The following is a 17300-nucleotide window of genomic DNA, read 5'->3' on the forward strand; positions in this document are numbered from 1 at the left end:
GAGTGCCATCGCCGCACTCGAAATGGCCGACGAATTGTCCGCGCTGGAGAATGGCGGGATTTCTCTCGCCTCCCTGGAGGGCCGCGACCCGCTGCTCGTCGCCACACTGCGATACCTGTGCCACCGTGGCGTCCTGCGGGAGTCGGGCGAGCACTTCACCCTGACCGAGTACGGCGCCCGGGTGTACGCCGATCGCGGCTTCCTCGTCTGGCTGGTCGGTGGGTACGGCGAGCCGATGCGCCGGATCGACGCGTTCCTGTCGCACCGCATGCGGTACGGCTCCGACGTCACCCGGGACGGCCGGTGGGTCGCCGGCGGCACCGCGATGATGGCCCGCACCGACGTCGTCCCGCAGGTGATGGAGACCCTGGCGAAGATCTCCTTCGGCACCGTGCTGGACCTCGGCAGCGGCAACGCCCGCTTCCTCATGGCCGTCTGCGACCGGTTCGGCGCCCGCGGCATCGGCGTCGACGTCGACCACGCCGCCCACGCGGCCGCCGGGGAAGCCGTCGCGGCGAACCGCATGCAGGACCGGATCGAGCTGGTCCGGGCCGACGTCCGCGCGCTCGACGAGATCCCCGGGATCGACAAGGTCGACCTGGTCGTCACCTTCTACCTTCTGCACGAGATCCTGGCGGGCGGCCGCGACGCCCTGCTGGGCTACCTCACCGACCTGGCCGCCCGCCTCCCGGCCGGCGCCAAGCTGCTCGTCGGCGAGATCGAGCCCCCGGTCGAGGGGGAGCCCGGCCAGCCGTTCACCCCGGAGTTCACGTACGTGCACGCGCTGGTGCGCCAGACCCTGCTGCCCGCCGACGGCTGGCGCGACGTCCTGACCGAGGGCGGCTTCGACGTCCGCGAGATCGTCCGGTGCCGCGTCCCCGGCGGCATCCTGCTCCTGTGCGAGAAGCACGAGCCGGTCAATCGAAGTCGTTGATCAGGGCGAACAGTTCCTCGTCGCTCGCTGACGCGACGGCGGCGCCGACGGCGGCCGGTCTCCCGGCCGCCTCGGCCGCCACGTCGAGCAGCGCGTGCAGCTCGGCGGCGATCCGACCGAAGGCCTCGGGATCCGCGGCCGCCCGCCGGATCTCGGCGGCGAGCCCGGTGAGCCGCGCGGCGACCGGTTCCCCCGCGGGCTTGCGCCCGGCGTCCACCAGGTCGCCCAGATGCCGGGCGACGGCGGCCGGCGTCGGGTGGTCGAAGACCAGGCTCGCGGGAAGCTCGAGCCCGGTCCCGCGGGCGAGCGCGTTGCGCAGCTCCAGCGCGGTGAGCGAGTCGAAGCCCAGGTCCCGGAAGCTGCGATCGGTGTGCACGGCCGCCCGGTCGCCGTGGCCGAGCACGGTGGCGACGGTGCCACGGACGAGGTCGGTCAGGATCCGGTCGCGTTCCGCCTCGGGCAGTTCGGCGATTCCCGCCGCGAACCCCGCCGTGCCGCCGGCCGCCGGAGCGGACCGGGTCACCGGTCGCGCCACCAGGCCGCGCAGCAGCGGGTGGTCGCCGTGAGCGTCCAGGTGGGTGAGGGCCAGGACCGCGTCCCCGGTGGCCGCCGCCGCGTCGAACAGGCCGAGGGCGTCCTCCGTGGACAGCGGCCGCAGGCCGATCCGGGCCAGCCGCCGCCGGTCGGTCGCGGCCAGGTCGCGGCTCAGGTCGCTGCTCTGCTCCCACAGGCCCCAGACCAGGGATCGGGCGGGCAGACCCCGCGCCACCCGATGCTGGGCGACAGCGTCCAGGAAGGCGTTGGCCGCGGCGTATCCGGCCTGACCCGCGGTGCCGAGCAGCCCGGCGACCGAGGAGTAGAGGACGAACGCCGACAGGTCGAGATCCTTGGTCAGCTCGTGCAGGTGCCAGGCGGCGTCGGCCTTGGCGGCCAGGACCGCGTCCAGCCGGTCCTGGCTCAGGTCGGTGACGAGCGCGTCGTCGAGCACACCGGCCGCGTGGACCACCGCGGTGAGCGGCTGGTCGCCGGGAACGGCCGCCAGCACGGCCGACAGCGCGTTGCGGTCGCTGACGTCGGCGGCGGCGAAGACCACCTCGGCGCCGGCGGCGGCCAGCTCGGCGGCGAGTTCGGCCGCTCCCGGCGCGGCGGCTCCGCTACGGGAGACCAGGACCAGCCGGCGTACGCCGTGCTCGGTCACCAGATGGCGGGCGAGCAGCGCACCGAGCGTCCCGGTCCCGCCGGTCACCAGCACGGTGCCCCGGTCCCACCGCACCGCCTCCCGGCCGGCGTCCGGGCGGGCCGGGGTCAGCCGCGGCGCCAGCAGACGACCGTGCCGCACCGCGAGCTGCGGTTCGCCGGCGGCCGCCAGCCCGGGCGGCACCTCGCCGGTGTCGAGGTCGGCCAGGACGATGCGGCCCGGATGCTCGGTCTGCGCGGCACGGACCAGCCCCCAGACCCCGGCGGCGGCGGGGTCGACGACGTCCGCGTCGCCGGTCGCCACCGCGCCACGCGTGACGACCACCAGCGTCGCGCCGGAGGTCCGCTCGTCGGCGATCCACCGCTGCACCGCGTGCAGGGTCCGGCCGGCCAGGGCGTGGGCCGCGGCCGGAACGTCCACCTCGCCGGAGTCGGCGACGGCGGCCAGGACCACGGTCGCGGGGACGGGCGCGCCGGTGTCGAGCACCGGGAAGGACGCCGTCGTGTCGGCGGGAGCGCTGGCGGCGGGGGCGGGCACCGGCGTCCAGGTGACGCGGAACAGTCCCTCCGCGGCCATCGTCAGCGCACGGCGGTCGGCCGGGCGCAGGAGCACGGATTCCACACCGGCCACCGGCGCGCCCGCCCCATCGGCCAGGGTGAGCGACGCCTCCCCCGGCCCGGCGGACCGGAGCCGCACCCGCAGCGCGGTGGCCCCGGTGGCGTACCGGCTCACCCCGGTCCAGGCGAACGGCAGCCGCAGCGGCTCGCTCCCGGTCACGCCGAGAAGCAGCGGGTGCAGCGCCGCGTCCAGCAGGGCGGGATGCAGGCCGTGACGGCGGGCTCCCGGCCGCTGCGCATCCGGCAGCTCGACCTCGGCGAACAGCTCGCCGTCCCCGCGCCACACGCGGCGCACGCACCGGAAGGCCGTCCCGTACGCGTACCCGGCGGCGGCGAGCGTGTCGTAGAAGCCGTCCAGCGGCACCTCGGCGGCGGCCGGTGGCCACACCGCCAGCCCTTCCCCGGCACCGCCGGAGACCGGACCCACCAGGCCCTGGGCGTGCTGCGTCCAGGGGTGGTCCCCGTCGTCGGGCCGGGCGTGCAGGGTGGCCGGGCGGTGCCCCGACTCGTCCACCTCGGCGACCGTGACCTGGACCTGGACGGCGCCCGCGACGGGCACGACCAGCGGCCTGGTCAAGGTCAGTTCGGCGATCCGCGGCGCCCCGGCCCGCTCGCCGGCGCTCGCGATCATCTCCACCACCGCGGTCGCCGGGACGAGGACGGCGCCCGCGACGGTGTGCTCGGCGAGCCACGGGTGGGTACGCACGGACAGCCGCCCGGTGAACACGAGGACGTCGCGGCCGGCGAGGCTCACCGGCGGGCCGAGCAGCGGGTGGTCCGCGCCGGGAGCGCCCTCGGGGGCCTCGATCCAGTGCCGCTCGCGCTGGAACGCGTAGGTGGGCAGGGACACCTGACGGGCACCGGGGAAGACCGCCGCCCAGTCGGGGGCGGCGCCGCGCAGCCGCAGCAGCGCGACGGCCCGCGCGACCGTCTCCGCCTCGGACCGGTTGCGGCGCAGCGTCGCGACGAGCTCCCCGGCCGGCTCGGTCAGGCAAGCCCGGGCCAGCGACGTGAGGACGGGGTCGGGGCCGATCTCGACCAGGTCGGTGACGCCCTCGCTCTCCAGGCGGCGCACCCCGTCGGCGAAGCGCACCGCCTCCCGGATGTGGCGTGCCCAGTAGTCGGGCGACGCCAGCTCCTCGGGGCGGGCGAGGTCGCCGGTCACGTTGGAGACGATCGGGATGCGCGGCGGGTGGAACGTCAGGCTCCGGGCCACGGTGCGGAACTCGTCGAGCACCTCGTCCATGTGCGATGAGTGGAAGGCGTGAGAGACGGGCAGGCGCGCCGTCCGTACGCCGCCGGCCCGCCAGGTGGCCGCGATCTCGTCCGCCGCGTCCGCCTCGCCGGAGACGACCACGGCGCGGGGGCCGTTGACCGCGGCGATGCCGATCCGGTCGCCGTACGGGAGGAGGGTCTCGCGGACCTCGGCCTCGGCCGCCTCGATCGCGATCATCGCGCCGCCGCCGCGGGCCGCCTGCATCAGCCGGCCGCGCTCGGCGATCAGCCGGCACGCGTCGGGTAGGTCGAGAACGCCGGCGACACATGCCGCGACGATCTCGCCGACCGAGTGGCCGAGAAGGTAGGCGGGCGTCAGTCCGTAGTGGTCGAGCAGGCGGCAGAGGGCCACCTCGACGGCGAAGAGCGCGGGCTGGGTGAACGCGGTGCGGCCGAGAAGGTCCGCCTCGGCCGAGCCGGCCGGCGCGAACAGGACGTCCTTGAGCGGCCGGGGCAGGTGCGGGTCGAGGTGGCGGCACACGTCGTCGAGCGCCGCGGCGAAGGCGGGACTGGTCGCGTACAGTTCGCCGCCCATGCCGGGGCGCTGGCTGCCCTGCCCGGTGAGCAGGAAGGCCGTCCGGCCGGGCAGGCCGCGGCGGCGGGCGGGCACCACACCGGGGGCGTCGGTTCCCTCGGCGATGGCGGTGAGCCCGCGCAGCAGCGTGTCGCGGTCGGCGCCGATCGCCGCGGCGCCGTGGCCGAGAAGGGCCCGCCCGGTGGCGAGCGTGAACCCGATGTCGGCGTCGGACTGCCTGGGGTGCTCCGCGACGTGCCGCGCGAGGCGGGCGGCCTGCGCGCGCACCGCTTCGGGGGTCGCACCGGTCACGATCCACGGGGTGACGGCCGGGGTGCGCTTCACCCGTACCGGAGGTTCTGGTTCTTCGGCTTGTTCCAGGATCACGTGCGCGTTCGTGCCACTGATGCCGAACGACGACACCCCCGCCCGGCGAGCGCGGCCCACCACGGGCCACGCCCGCTCCCCCGACAGCAGAACCAGCCCACCGCCCGCCCAATCCACCCGCGACGACGGCACCTCGGCATGCAACGACCCCGGCAGCACCCCCGACCGCAACGCCCCCACCATCTTGATGACGCCACCCACACCCGCAGCCGCCTGCGCATGCCCGATGTTCGACTTCAGCGAACCCACGAAGAACCCGCCCGACCGGCCCCGCCCATACACCCCCGCCAGAGCTTCCGCCTCGATCGGATCCCCCAGCACCGTCCCCGTCCCGTGCGCCTCCACCGCATCCACATCCCCCGCACCCAACCCCGCGTCCGCCAGCGCCGCCCGCAACACCCCCTCCTGCGACGGACCATGCGGCGCCGTCAAACCGTTCGACGCACCATCCTGATTGACCGCCGAACCCCGAACCACCGCCCAGACGCGATGACCCCGCGCCCGCGCCACCGACAACCGCTCCACCAACAACAGGCCTACGCCCTCGGACCACCCGGTCCCGTCCGCACCCTCCGCGAACGACCGGCACCGCCCATCGGCCGACAGCCCCCGCTGGCGCGAGAACTCCACGAAGGTGCGAGGGCTGCTCATGACGGTGACGCCGCCGGCCAGCGCCAGGTCGCATTCGCCGGATCGCAGCGAACGGACGGCCAGATGCAGCGCCACCAGCGACGACGAGCACGCCGTGTCGACGGTGATCGAGGGGCCGTGGAAGCCGTAGCGGTAGGACAACCGGCCGGACAGGACGCTGGACAGGTTGCCGGTCAGCAGGAACCCCTCGAGCTCCTCCGGGGTCCGGGCGAGGCGGGAGGCGTAGTCGTCGTACATCGCGCCGGTGAAGACGCCGGTGTTGCTGCCGCGCAGGGAGTCGGGGTCGATGCCGGCGTTCTCGAAGGTCTCCCACGCGGTTTCGAGCAGGAGCCGCTGCTGGGGGTCGGTGGCGGTCGCCTCGCGCGGCGACAGCCCGAAGAAGTCGTGGTCGAACAGGTCCGCGTCGTAGAGGAAGCCGCCGTGCCGCGTGTACGACGTGCCGAACCGGTCCGGGTCCGGGTCGTACAGGGCGTCCAGGTCCCAGCCCCGGTCGGCCGGGAACTCGCCCACCGCGTCGATCCCGTCGGCGACCAGCCGCCACAGATCCTCCGGCGACGACACCCCACCCGGGAAACGGCACGCCATCCCCACGATCGCGATCGGATCGCCGTCGCCGGGCGCGGTGACGGCGATCGCCCGCGGCGCCGGTTCCTGCTCGGCGACGGTGGCCAGCAGATGGGCGCTGAGCCGCTCGGGCGTGGGGTGGTCGAAGACGGCGGTGGCGGTGAGCCGGACGCCGGTGGCGGTCGCCAGCCGGTTGCGCAGGTCCACGGCGGCCATCGAGTCGAAGCCGAGGTCGTTGAAGGCTCGCCGCGGGTCGACCGCGCCGGCGCCGGTGTGGCCGAGCACCGCCGCCGTCTCGGCCCGGACCAGATCGGCGACGGCGTCCGCCCGCTTGGCCACCGGCAGCGCGGCGATCCGGGCGGCCCACCCGGCCGCCGGTGGCGCGGGAGCCACGCGCGGGGTGGTTCGGACCAGCGCCCGGTAGAGGTGCGGGACGGGCATGTCGTCGCGCACCAGCCGGGACGGTTCGAGCACGGCCGGCACGACGAGGGGTGCACCGGTGGCGAGGGCCTCGTCGAACAGGGCCAGGCCTTGCGCCGGGGTCAGCGGCCGTACGCCGGTCCGCTCCCACCGGGCGAGGTCGGTCTCGGTGAGGCGGGCGCCCATGCCGTGGGTGGCGTCCCACAGTCCCCAGGCCAGGGAGGTGGCGGCCAGCCCGTGGGCGGCGCGGTGGTGGGCCAGGGCGTCGAGGACCGTGTTGGCGGCCGCGTAGTTGGCCTGGCCGGGGGTGCCGACGATGCCGGTCACGGAGGAGAACAGGACGAAGGCCGCGAGGTCCAGGTCCCGGGTCAGCTCGTGCAGGGCGCGGGCGGCGTCGGCCTTGGGGCGCATGACCTCGGCGAGGCGTTCCTCGGTGAGGTTCGGCAGGGTCGCGTCGGCCAGCACGCCGGCGGCGTGCACCACGGCGGTCAGCGGGTGCCGGTCGGGGACGGCGGCCAGCAGGCGGGCCAGTGCGTCCCGGTCGGTGACGTCGGCGGCGGCCACGGTGACCCGCGCTCCGGCGGCGGTCAGCTCGGCGGTGAGCTCGGCCACGCCCGGCGCCGCCGGGCCGCCGCGGCTCACGAGCAGCAGGTGCCGCATGCCGTGTTCGGTCACCAGGTGCCGGGCCACGAGCGCGCCGAGGCCGCCGGTGCCGCCGGTGACGAGCACGGTCCCGTCCGGGTCGAGGCGCGCGGCGTTCGCGGAGGCGGGCCGGCGGCGAACGAGCCGTGGCGCGTGGAGCTCGCCCGCGCGTACCGCGATCTGCGGTTCCCCGGTGGCCACGGCCGCCGGCAGCGCGGTCGCGGCGTCGCCGGTGTCGAGGTCGGCCAGGAGCACCCGGCCGGGGTACTCGGACTGGATCGAGCGGACCAGGCCCCAGACCCCGGCGGCGTCGAGGTCGACGTCGTCGAACGGGCGCACCGCCACGGCGTTCCGTGTCACCAGGAGCAGCCGGCCGGGATTCTCCCGCGCCAGCCACTCCCGCACGAGACGCAGGACGTGGGCCGGGGTGGCGCCCGCGACGTCGGAGGTGACGACACCGGTCATGTCCGCGGCCGGGGCGGGCACGACCGACCAGTCCACGGTGTAGAGGTCGCCGGTCGTGATCCGCCGCTGCGGCAGCGGGCGCAGGGCCAGGGACCGCACCGACGCCACGAGGGTGCCGTCCGTTTCGGTCAGCACCACGGCCACGGTGCCGTCGGCGTCCGGGGTGATGCGGACCCGGAGCCGGGTGGCGGTGCTCGCGTGCAGGGTGACGTCGCGCCAGCTGAACGGCAGAAGGATCGGCCCGGTCTGCGGTGCCGCGCCCAGGACGAGGGCGTGCAGTGCCGTGTCCAGCAGAGCCGGATGGACCGGATACCGGTCGGTGCTCGCGGGCAGCCGGATCTCGGCGAACGTGGCCGCGCCGCGCCGCCACACCGCTTCGAGACCCCGCAGGGCCGGCCCGTAGTCGTAGCCGAGTTCGGCCAGCCGCGCGTACGCCCCCTCGACCGGTTCCGGCACCGCGCCCTCGGGCGGCCACGCGTCCGGTGCGATGGCGGCGGGTGCTTCGGCGGGTGCCAGGACTCCGGCGGCGTGGCGGATCCATTCCCGGTCCGTACGCGCGTGGATGGTGAAGGCGCGGTGCGCGGCACTGTCCGGGGCGGCGACCTCCACCTGCAGCAGCACCGTCTTGCCGGCGAGTTCGAGCGGCTGTTCCAGCGTCAGCTCGGCCACCCGGGGGACGCCGATCCGCTCACCCGCCGCGGCGGCCAGTTCGAGCAGCACCGTGGCCGGCACGAGGGTGGTCCCGCCGATCCGGTGGTCCGACATCCACGCGTGCGTGGCCGGCGTGATGCGCCCGGTGAACACGACGCCGGCGTCTCCGGCGTGTTCCAGCGCGGCGGTCAGCACCGGATGGTCGGCGGGCTCGAGTCCCAGGGCGCGGGTGCCGGTGCGGGCGGCGGGTGCCGACCAGAAATGTTCCCGCTGGAAGGCGTAGGTGGGAAGCGGGGCCGGGGTCGCGCCGGGGAAGAACGAGCCGGCGTTCAGCGGTGCGCCGTGGGCGTGGGCGCGGGCGATGCCGGCGGCGAAGGTCCCGGCCTCGTCGTGGCCCGCGCGCATCAGGGAGACCGTCGTGACCGTGCCCTCCAGGGCGCCGGCGGCCAGCGGGGCCAGGACGGCGTCGGGGCCGATCTCGATGAGGACGGTGGCGCCCAGCCCGGCGAGCCGGGCGGCGGCGTCGGCGAACCGGACGGTCTCGCGGATCTGCCGGGTCCAGTAGCCGGGCGAGGTCAGCTGCGCGGCGGTGGCCGTCTCACCGGTGACGGTGGAGACGATCGGGATGCGCGGTGGCCGGAGTTCGATGCCGGCGACGACGGCGTGGAAATCGTCGAGGACGGCGTCCATGTGCGGGGAGTGGAAGGCGTGGTTCACGGCCAGGCGGCGTACGCGGCGGCCGGCTTCGCGCCAGCCGGCGGCGACCCGGTCGACCTCGTCCTCGTCGCCGGACACCACGACGGAGCGGGGTGCGTTGATCGCGGCGATGCAGACCCGCTCCGTACCGGCCAGCGAGTGCTGGACCTCGCCGGGCTCGCCCTCGATCGCGGCCATGGCGCCGCCGGGGGCGGAACCCATCAGCCGGCCCCGGGCCGCGACCATCCGGGCGGCGCCGGCCAGCGGCAGCACACCGGCCGCGTGGGCCGCGCTGATCTCGCCGATCGAATGCCCGGCGAGCAGACCGGGAGCCGTGCCGTGGTGCTCCAGCAGCCGGAACAGGGCCGTCTCCAGGGCGAACAGGGCGGGCTGGGTGTACGAGGTGAGGTGCAGCAGCCGTGCCCGCGCGCTGCCCTCGACGGCCCACATGACATCGCGCAGCGGCTCGTCGAGGAGGCCGTCGAAGGCGGCGCAGGCCTCGTCGAGGAAGGCGGCGAAGACCGGGTGCGCGGCGGCCAGGCGGCGGCCCATGCCGGCGTGCTGGGCGCCCTGGCCGGTGAAGAGGAAGGCGGTACGCCCGGCGGCGGCCGCCGAGCCGACGTGCAGGTTCGGCGCCGTCGCACCGGCCGCGAGGGCGTCGAGTCCGGCGCGGGTGGCCGGGCCGAGGATCACGGCGCGGTGCTCGAAGGTCGTCCGGGTGGTGGCGAGCGCGAGTCCGATGTCCCGCTCGTCCGCCGGGGACGTGCCGAGGTGGTCGCGCAGCCGTGCGGCCTGGGCGCGCAGGGCGGCTTCGCTGCGTGCGCTCAGCACCCACGGGACGACGGCCGGGGTGCCCGCCCCTGCGCGTACCGGAGGCTCTGGTTCTTCGGCTTGTTCCAGGATCACGTGTGCGTTCGTCCCGGAAATGCCGAACGACGACACCCCCGCCCGGCGCGCACGACCCACCACGGGCCACGCCCGCTCCCCCGACAGCAGAACCAGCCCACCACCGGCCCAATCCACCCGCGACGACGGCACCTCGGCATGCAACGACCCCGGCAGCACCCCCGACCGCAACGCCCCCACCATCTTGATGACGCCACCCACACCCGCCGCCGCCTGCGCATGCCCGATGTTCGACTTCAACGAACCCACGAAGAACCCGCCCGACCGGACCCGCCCATACACCCCCGCCAGAGCTTCCGCCTCGATCGGATCCCCCAGCACCGTCCCCGTGCCGTGCGCCTCCACCGCATCCACATCCCCCGCACCCAACCCGGCATCCGCCAGCGCCGCCCGCAACACCCCCTCCTGCGACGGACCATGCGGCGCCGTCAAACCGTTCGACGCACCATCCTGATTGACCGCCGACCCCCGAACCACCGCCCACACCCGATGACCCCGCGCCCGCGCCACCGACAACCGCTCCACCAACAACAAGCCCACACCCTCCGACCACCCCGTCCCGTTCGCATCCTCCGCGAACGACCGGCACCGCCCATCGGCCGACAACCCCCGCTGCCGCGAGAACTCCACGAACATGCCGGGTGTGGACATCACCGTGGCTCCCCCGGCCAGCGCCAGGTCGCATTCGCCGGACCGCAGCGAACGAACGGCCAGATGCAGCGCCACCAGCGACGACGAACACGCCGTGTCGACGGTGATCGCCGGACCGGTCAGGCCCAGCTGGTAGGCGATGCGCCCGGAGGCGACGCTGGGGGTGGTGCCGGTCAGCACGTGTCCCTGGGCGGTCTCGGGAGCGTCGGCCATCCTCGGGCCGTACTCCAGGGCGGTGGCGCCGACGAAGACGCCCGTCCCGCTGCCCCGCAACGACACCGGGTCGATGCCGGCCTGCTCGACGGCCTCCCAGGCGGTCTCGAGGAGCAGCCGCTGCTGCGGATCCATCGCCTCGGCCTCGCGGGGCGAGATGCCGAAGAACGCCGCGTCGAACGCGCCGGCGTCGTACAGGAATCCGCCGTGCCGGGTGTGCGAGGCGGCGAAGACCTCGTCGAGGTCCCAGCCCCGGTCGGCCGGGAACTCGCCCACCGCGTCGACCCCGTCGGCGACCAGCCGCCACAGATCCTCCGGCGACGACACCCCACCCGGGAAACGGCACGCCATCCCCACGATCGCGATCGGATCGCCCGGGTCAGCCACGGCCTCGGCGACCGGCTGCGGCTCGGCGGGGGTGGCGCCGCTCAGCCCGGCGGCGATGAACGCGGTCAGTGCGGCCGGCGTGGGATGGTCGAAGAGCAGGCCGCTCGGCAGCGGCAGACCGGTGGCGTCCGCGAGGGCGGTACGCAGTTCGGTGGCCATCAGCGAGTTGACGCCCAGGTCGAGGAACGGGGTGTGCGGCGGCACCCGTTCGCCGGCGGCGCTGCCGAGCACGGCGGCGAGGTGCGCGGCCACCAGCTCCTCCGCGCCGAGAGCCGGGTCGGCGGGCGCGGCCGCGCCGGCGGAACCGTCGAACCAGTGGTGGCGCCGTTGGAAGGCGTAGGTGGGCAGTTCCACGCGGGCGGCGCCGGGATCGCCGAGCACCGCGTCCCAGTCGACCGCGTGCCCCCGGACGTGGGCGCGCGCCACCGCTTCGAGGGCCGTGGCCGGGTCGGGGCGACCGGCCCTGAGCATGGCGGCGGTCCCGACGGCGGCGGTGTCGCGTACGCCGGCCGCGGCGTGCCCGGCGAGGACACCGTCGGGTCCCAGCTCCAGGAAGGTGGTCACGCCCTCGGCTTCGAGGGTGCGGACCGCGTCGAGGAAACGCACCGGCTGCCGGACCTGCCGGACCCAGTAGTCCGGCGACGTGAGTTCGGCGGCCGCCACCAGCGCGCCGGTGACGGTGGACACCAGGGGGATGGCGGGTGGTGCGAGGTCGAGGCTCGCCACCGCCGCGCGGAAGTCGTCGAGCATCGGGTCCATGTGCGGCGAGTGGAAGGCGTGGCTCACGTCGAGCCGCTTCGCCCGGCGGCCGCGTGCGGTCAGTGCGGTGGCGACACGCTGGACGGCCGCCTCGTCGCCGGAGACGACCACCGCGTCGGGGGCGTTGACGGCCGCGACCGCGAGCCGGCCCCGCTCGGCGTGGAGCAGGTCGCGTACCTCGTCCTCGGTCGCCTGTACGGCCAGCATCGCCCCACCCGCCGGCAGCGCCGCCATCAGCCGGGCTCGGTCCGCGACCAGGCGGGCCGCGGCGGGCAGCGCAAGCACTCCGGCGACGTACGCGGCGCTGATCTCCCCGATCGAGTGGCCGGCCACGTAGTCCGGGCGCAGCCCCCACGATTCGAGCAGCCGGAAGAGCGCCACCTCGACGGCAAAGAGGGCCGGCTGGGTGTACACGGTGCGGTCGAGGTCCGGCCCGCCCTCGGCGACGACGGTCGCGATCGGCCGGTCCAACAGCGGGTCGAGAGCGGCGGCGACCTCGTCGAACGCCCTGGCATAGCGGGGGAAGGCGGCGTAGAGGCCGCGGCCCATGCCGGTGCGCTGCGCACCCTGCCCGGTGAAGAGGAAACCCAGACGGCCCGGGGCCGCCGTTCCCTTCACGACGCCGGCCGCGGGCCGGCCGGCCGCCACCGCGCCGAGTCCGCTCAGCAGGCCGTCGCGGTCACCGGCGGTGACGACCGCGCGGTGGTCGAACACGGCCCGGTGGGTGACCAGCGTGTGGGCGACGGCGCCGGCCGTGTGCTCCGGATGGGCGGTGACGAACTCCCGCAACCGTGCCGCCTGCGCCCGTAACGCCGCCTCGCTGTGCCCGGAGATCGGCCACGACACCGGCCACCTCGGGGCGGCGACGTCGGGAGATCCGGGCGCCGCGGGGGGCTCGGCCACCACGACGTGGCAGTTGGTGCCGCCCATGCCGAAGGAGCTGACGCCGGACACCAGCCGGCGGTCCGGCCGCGGCCAGCCGGTCAGCCGGGTCTGGACCTCCAGTCCCAGCTCGGCGAGGGGGACGGCCGGGCCCGGGGCGGTGAAGTGGAGACTCGCCGGGAGCTGACGGTTGCGGATGCACAGCAGCACCTTGATCAGCCCGGCGATGCCCGCGGCGCTCTCCAGGTGCCCGACGTTGGTCTTGACCGAGCCGACCCGCAGGCGTGGCCCGCCGCCGCGCCCGGACCCCAGCACGGCACCCAGCGCCGCCGCCTCGACCGGGTCACCGGCGGGCGTGCCGGTGCCGTGCAGCTCGACGTACTGCACGTCGTCGGGGCTGACACCGGACCGCTCGTAGGCCTGGCGGATCGCGTCCTCCTGCGCGGCCCGGCTGGGCGTGGTGAGCCCGTTGGTGGCGCCGTCGTTGTTGACCGCGCTGCCGAGGATCACGCCGTGGATCCGGTCGCCGGCGGCCAGCGCGTCGCTCAGCGGTTTGAGGATGACGACGCCGCCGCCCTCGCCGGGCACGAAGCCGTTGGCGCGGGCGTCGAACGCGTACGTCGTGCCGTCCGGCGACAGCCCGCCGAAACGCTGCTCGGCCAGCACGTTGCCGGACAGCAGGTTGAGGTTCACCCCGGCGGCGACGCTGAGGGTGGACTCGCCGCTGTGCAGGCCGGCGCAGGCCAGGTGGACCGCGGTCAGCGAGGAGGACTGTGCGGTGTCGACGACCAGGCTCGGCCCGCGCAGCCCCAGGTGGTAGGAGACCCGGTTGGCGATGATCCCGCGGTTGACGCCGGTCATGGTGTGCTGGGTGACCGACGCCCCGCCCCGCTGGTGCACCAGGGCCGCGTAGTCGTCACGCAGCGCGCCGACCACGACCGACGTACGGCTGCCGTGCAGGGCGGCCGGCACGATGCCGGCGTCCTCCAGGGCCTCCCAGACCAGCTCCAGCACGAGCCGCTGCTGCGGGTCCATGGCCGCGGCCTCGCGGGGTGAGACGCGGAAGAACGCCGCGTCGAAGTCGCCGACGGCGTCGAGGAAGCCGCCGCGCCGCGGCCCGGCCACTCCGGTCCAGCGGCCGGTCGGGGCCTCACCGACCGCGCTTCTCCCAGCGGCCAGGAGCCGCCAGTACGCGGCGGGGTCAGGCGCCTCCGGGAATCGGCAGGCGAGGCCGACGACGGCGATGGGCACGGTGCTCCTCCTAGACTCGGCGACCGGCTCGGCTACCAGTCGACGTGCAGCCGGACCAGGCCGCGAATGGACAGCCCGGACTTCCAGACCACGGCGTCGGGCCCGGCGGCGAGGCGCAGCCGGGGGAAACGGCGCAGCAGGCGGTCCAGGACGATGCGCAGCTGGAGGCGGGCCAGCGGGGCGCCGAGGCAGCGGTGCACCCCGTGCCCGAAGGTCAGGTGGACGGCGTCGCGGCCGTCCGTGTTCAGCTGCTCCGGCCGTGGCCAGATCTCCTCGTCCCGGTTGCCGTGCAGCAGCGAGACGACCACGGCTTCGCCGGGCTGGACGGTGACCGTGCCGAGCTGGACCGCGGCCACGGCCACCCGGGGGAAGCTGAGCGGCGTGGCCGGCGTGAGACGCAGCAGCTCCTCCACGGCCGGTTCCACGAGCGCGGGGTCGTCGCGCAGCCGCGTGAGGGTGGCCGGGTCCGACAGCAGCGCGAGCACCGACAGGCCGATCTGGCCGACCGTGGTCTCGTACCCGGCCATCAGCAGGGTGAGCCCGAGCGTCAGCAGCTCCCCCGGAGACAAAAGACCCTGGTCGCGCGCTCCGATCAGGGCGGTCAGCAGGTCGTCGTCGGTGCGCCGCCGCTTGCGCTCGATCAGGTCACCCATGTAGTCGACGAGTTCGAGACGGCGGCGGGACTTCTCCTGCGGTGTGCTGGCCGAGATGTCGAAGAGCACCTCGACCCGGTCGCGGAAGACGTCGCTGTCCTCCGGCGGAATGCCGACCACCGCGCAGAGGACGGCCAGCGGCAGGGGGGTGGCGAGGCCGGCGACGAGGTCGGCGCCCGGCCCGGCCGCGGCGAGCCGGTCGAGGCACTCGTCGGTGAGGCGTTCGACGTGGGGCGCCAGCGCGGCCACCCGGCGGGCGCTGAAGGCGCCGCTCACCACCCGCCGCAGCCGGGTGTGCTCGGCGCCGTCCATGCTCATCATGGCGTCGGCGGCGGGCTGGGCGTCGTTGAAGCGAGGCGCCTGCGGCCTGGTCGCCTCGGCCCGGCTGAACCGCTGGTCGGTGAGCACGAACCGGCCCAGGGCGTGGTCGCGCACCAGCCACATCTTGTCGCCCATCGGCGTGACGATCGGGACGACACCGGTGCCGTCGGTCGCCAGGAACGCGGGTAGAGGTCCCCGGCCGGCCGGATTCTCAGGCATCGGCGAATCTCCTCCACGAGCGGGTGTACGGGGCGAGGACGCCGCGCATCAGCGTCAGCAGCTCCCCTTCCGACCCGCGCAGGAAGAAGTGGTCCCCGGGCAGGACGTACTGGTCGAACCGGCCGGTAGTCTCCTCGCCCCACGGTGTCAGGCCGGCGGGTGGCAGATCCTCGTCCTCGCTGCCGGTGAAGGCCACCACCGGGCAGGCGAGCGGTTTCCGGGGCCGGTACCCGTACGTCTCGATCACCTCGAAGTCGGCCCGGATTGCCGGGAGGAAGTAGCGCAGAAGCTCCGGTTCGTCGAGGATCTCCCGGGGCAGGCCGCCCAGTTCGGCGAGCCGCGCGATCACCCGTTCCTCGGGTGCGGCGTGCAGCGGCGGCAGCAGGCGCGGCAGCCGTGGCGCCGGGCCGGCCGAGACGAAGAGGACGCACGGCTCGCCGGCGCCGCGTCGGCGCAGCTCGTGCGCCAGTTCGAACGCGACGAGCGATCCCATGCTGTGGCCGAAGAGGGCGTACGGCACGTCGAGCTCGTCCCCGATCGCGGACGCGAGCGCACCGACGAGCGCGTCCAGCCGCGTGTACGGACGTTCACGCATGCGGGTCTGACGGCCGGGCAGTTCGACGGCGCAGACCTCGACGTCGTCGCCGAAGGCGCCGCGCCACGGCTCGTAGACCTGCGCCCCGCCGCCCACGTACGGCAGGCAGAACAGGCGCAGGGCCGGAGATCGCCGGGGCGACGGGCCGGTGATCCAGCCGCCGGCCCGCCCGGCCCTCGGTCGCGGTGCGATGTGGTCCACGTACGGTCCTCCTGGTCTATCGGCTGGTCTCCGGATCCAGAGCGTCGTCGGCCACCGACTTCTCGATCTCCGGCTGCGGCACCCGTCCCAACAGCAGCGAGGCCGAGCACAGGACGGCCGTGCCGGCCGTCAGGAGATACATCACCTGGTAGCCGAGGATCCCGATGAGGGCGGCGCCGGCGGCGATCGACAGCGCCTGCGCGGCGGCGGTGACCGCGCTGACCGCCGCGTTGACACGGCCCTGCATGCGTCCGGGGGTGTAGAGGTGAAGGGCGGTGCCGAGGGAGATCATCACGAACGGGATGCCGAACCCGACGCCGAAGACGCCGAGCAGGAACAGGGGGACGTTCCCGGCCAGGCAGAGCAGCAGACCGGCGGTGATCAGCGCGTATCCGGCGCAGGTCGTCCGGACCTCGCCCCACCGCTTCAGGAACGAGCCGGAGACCAGCCCGCCGACGACGGACCCGCCGCCCTGGAACGAGGTGATCACGCCGAAGAAGGCGGCCGGCCGGTCCAGTCCGTGGATCGCGGCGAACACCGCGGTCTCCAGCAGCCCGACCACCAGCATGAACGCCACGGTCGTGAGCGAGAGGCGCAGCAGCAGCGGCACGCCGCGGACGAACCGGAAACCGGCGAGGACGGACGTGCGGAGCGGTTCGCCGGCCGGCTCGGGCTCGGACTCCACGACCCGGACGGAGATCAGCAGGAGCGCGGCGATCAGGAAGGTCGCGCTGCCGAACACGGCCAGCGCGGCCCCGCCGAACGCGACGTACACCCCGGCGCCGACCACCGGGGAGACGATCCGGACGCCCTCACCGACGGCCATGATCAAGGCACGGGCCGATGCCGCGTCATCCGACGGCAGGGCGTCCTTCAGCAGCGCGGGCGGGGCCGGGCTGGCGGAGAGCACGCCGTACGCGAAGGTGACCAGATAGATGATCCACACCTGGTCGGCGCTGTGCACCGTCAGCAGCGTGAGGAACAGCGCCGCCATCGCGAGATCCATGCCGATCATCAGCCGCCGCCGGCTGACCCGGTCGACGATGTGGCCGAGCACCGGCGCGAACAGGCTGGGCAGGGTGATGGTGAGGAACACGATGCCGGCCGCGGCGTTCGAGCCCGTCAGGTCCTTGACCCAGATCGCGAGCGAGAGATAGACGGCGGTCTCGCCGAAGCTCGTCACCGCGCTGGAGGCGAACAGCGTTCGGAAGCTCCGGTTGGTACGCAGCAGCGTCCACATGGGGATCC

At 74.9% G+C, this 17300-nt stretch carries 5 protein-coding genes; 1 reads left to right on the forward strand and 4 read right to left on the reverse strand.

The window, feature by feature from the left end:
* The first annotated feature begins 22 nt into the window (after window positions 1-22).
* A complete protein-coding gene (locus J5X75_RS28555) occupies window positions 23-934 on the forward strand; it encodes a methyltransferase domain-containing protein (protein WP_208470610.1) in 912 nt (303 codons plus the stop codon).
* Here the strand turns inward: J5X75_RS28555 and J5X75_RS28560 are convergent.
* The 4 genes from J5X75_RS28560 to J5X75_RS28575 are packed head-to-tail and all read right to left on the reverse strand — an operon-like array spanning window position 918 to window position 17292.
* Window positions 918-14063, reverse strand: coding sequence for an SDR family NAD(P)-dependent oxidoreductase (locus J5X75_RS28560; RefSeq protein ID WP_307798315.1), 13146 nt, complete (start codon window positions 14061-14063; stop codon window positions 918-920). The genes J5X75_RS28555 and J5X75_RS28560 overlap by 17 nt on opposite strands.
* Window positions 14064-14095: 32 nt before the next feature.
* Window positions 14096-15256 carry a cytochrome P450 gene (locus J5X75_RS28565; RefSeq protein WP_208470611.1) on the reverse strand — a complete coding sequence of 387 codons (1161 nt, stop codon included), beginning with the start codon at window positions 15254-15256 and terminating at the stop codon, window positions 14096-14098.
* Window positions 15249-16052 carry a thioesterase II family protein gene (locus J5X75_RS28570; RefSeq protein ID WP_208470612.1) on the reverse strand — a complete coding sequence of 268 codons (804 nt, stop codon included), beginning with the start codon at window positions 16050-16052 and terminating at the stop codon, window positions 15249-15251. Before J5X75_RS28570 ends, J5X75_RS28565 begins: the two co-directional genes overlap by 8 nt.
* Before the next feature lie 16 nt (window positions 16053-16068).
* Entirely contained in the window at window positions 16069-17292 is a 1224-nt protein-coding gene (locus J5X75_RS28575) for an MFS transporter (RefSeq protein WP_208470613.1), read from the reverse strand.
* Window positions 17293-17300: the final 8 nt, after the last annotated feature.

It is taken from the genome of Actinoplanes flavus (assembly GCF_017592555.1).
Taxonomy (GTDB): Bacteria; Actinomycetota; Actinomycetes; order Mycobacteriales; family Micromonosporaceae; genus Actinoplanes; species Actinoplanes flavus.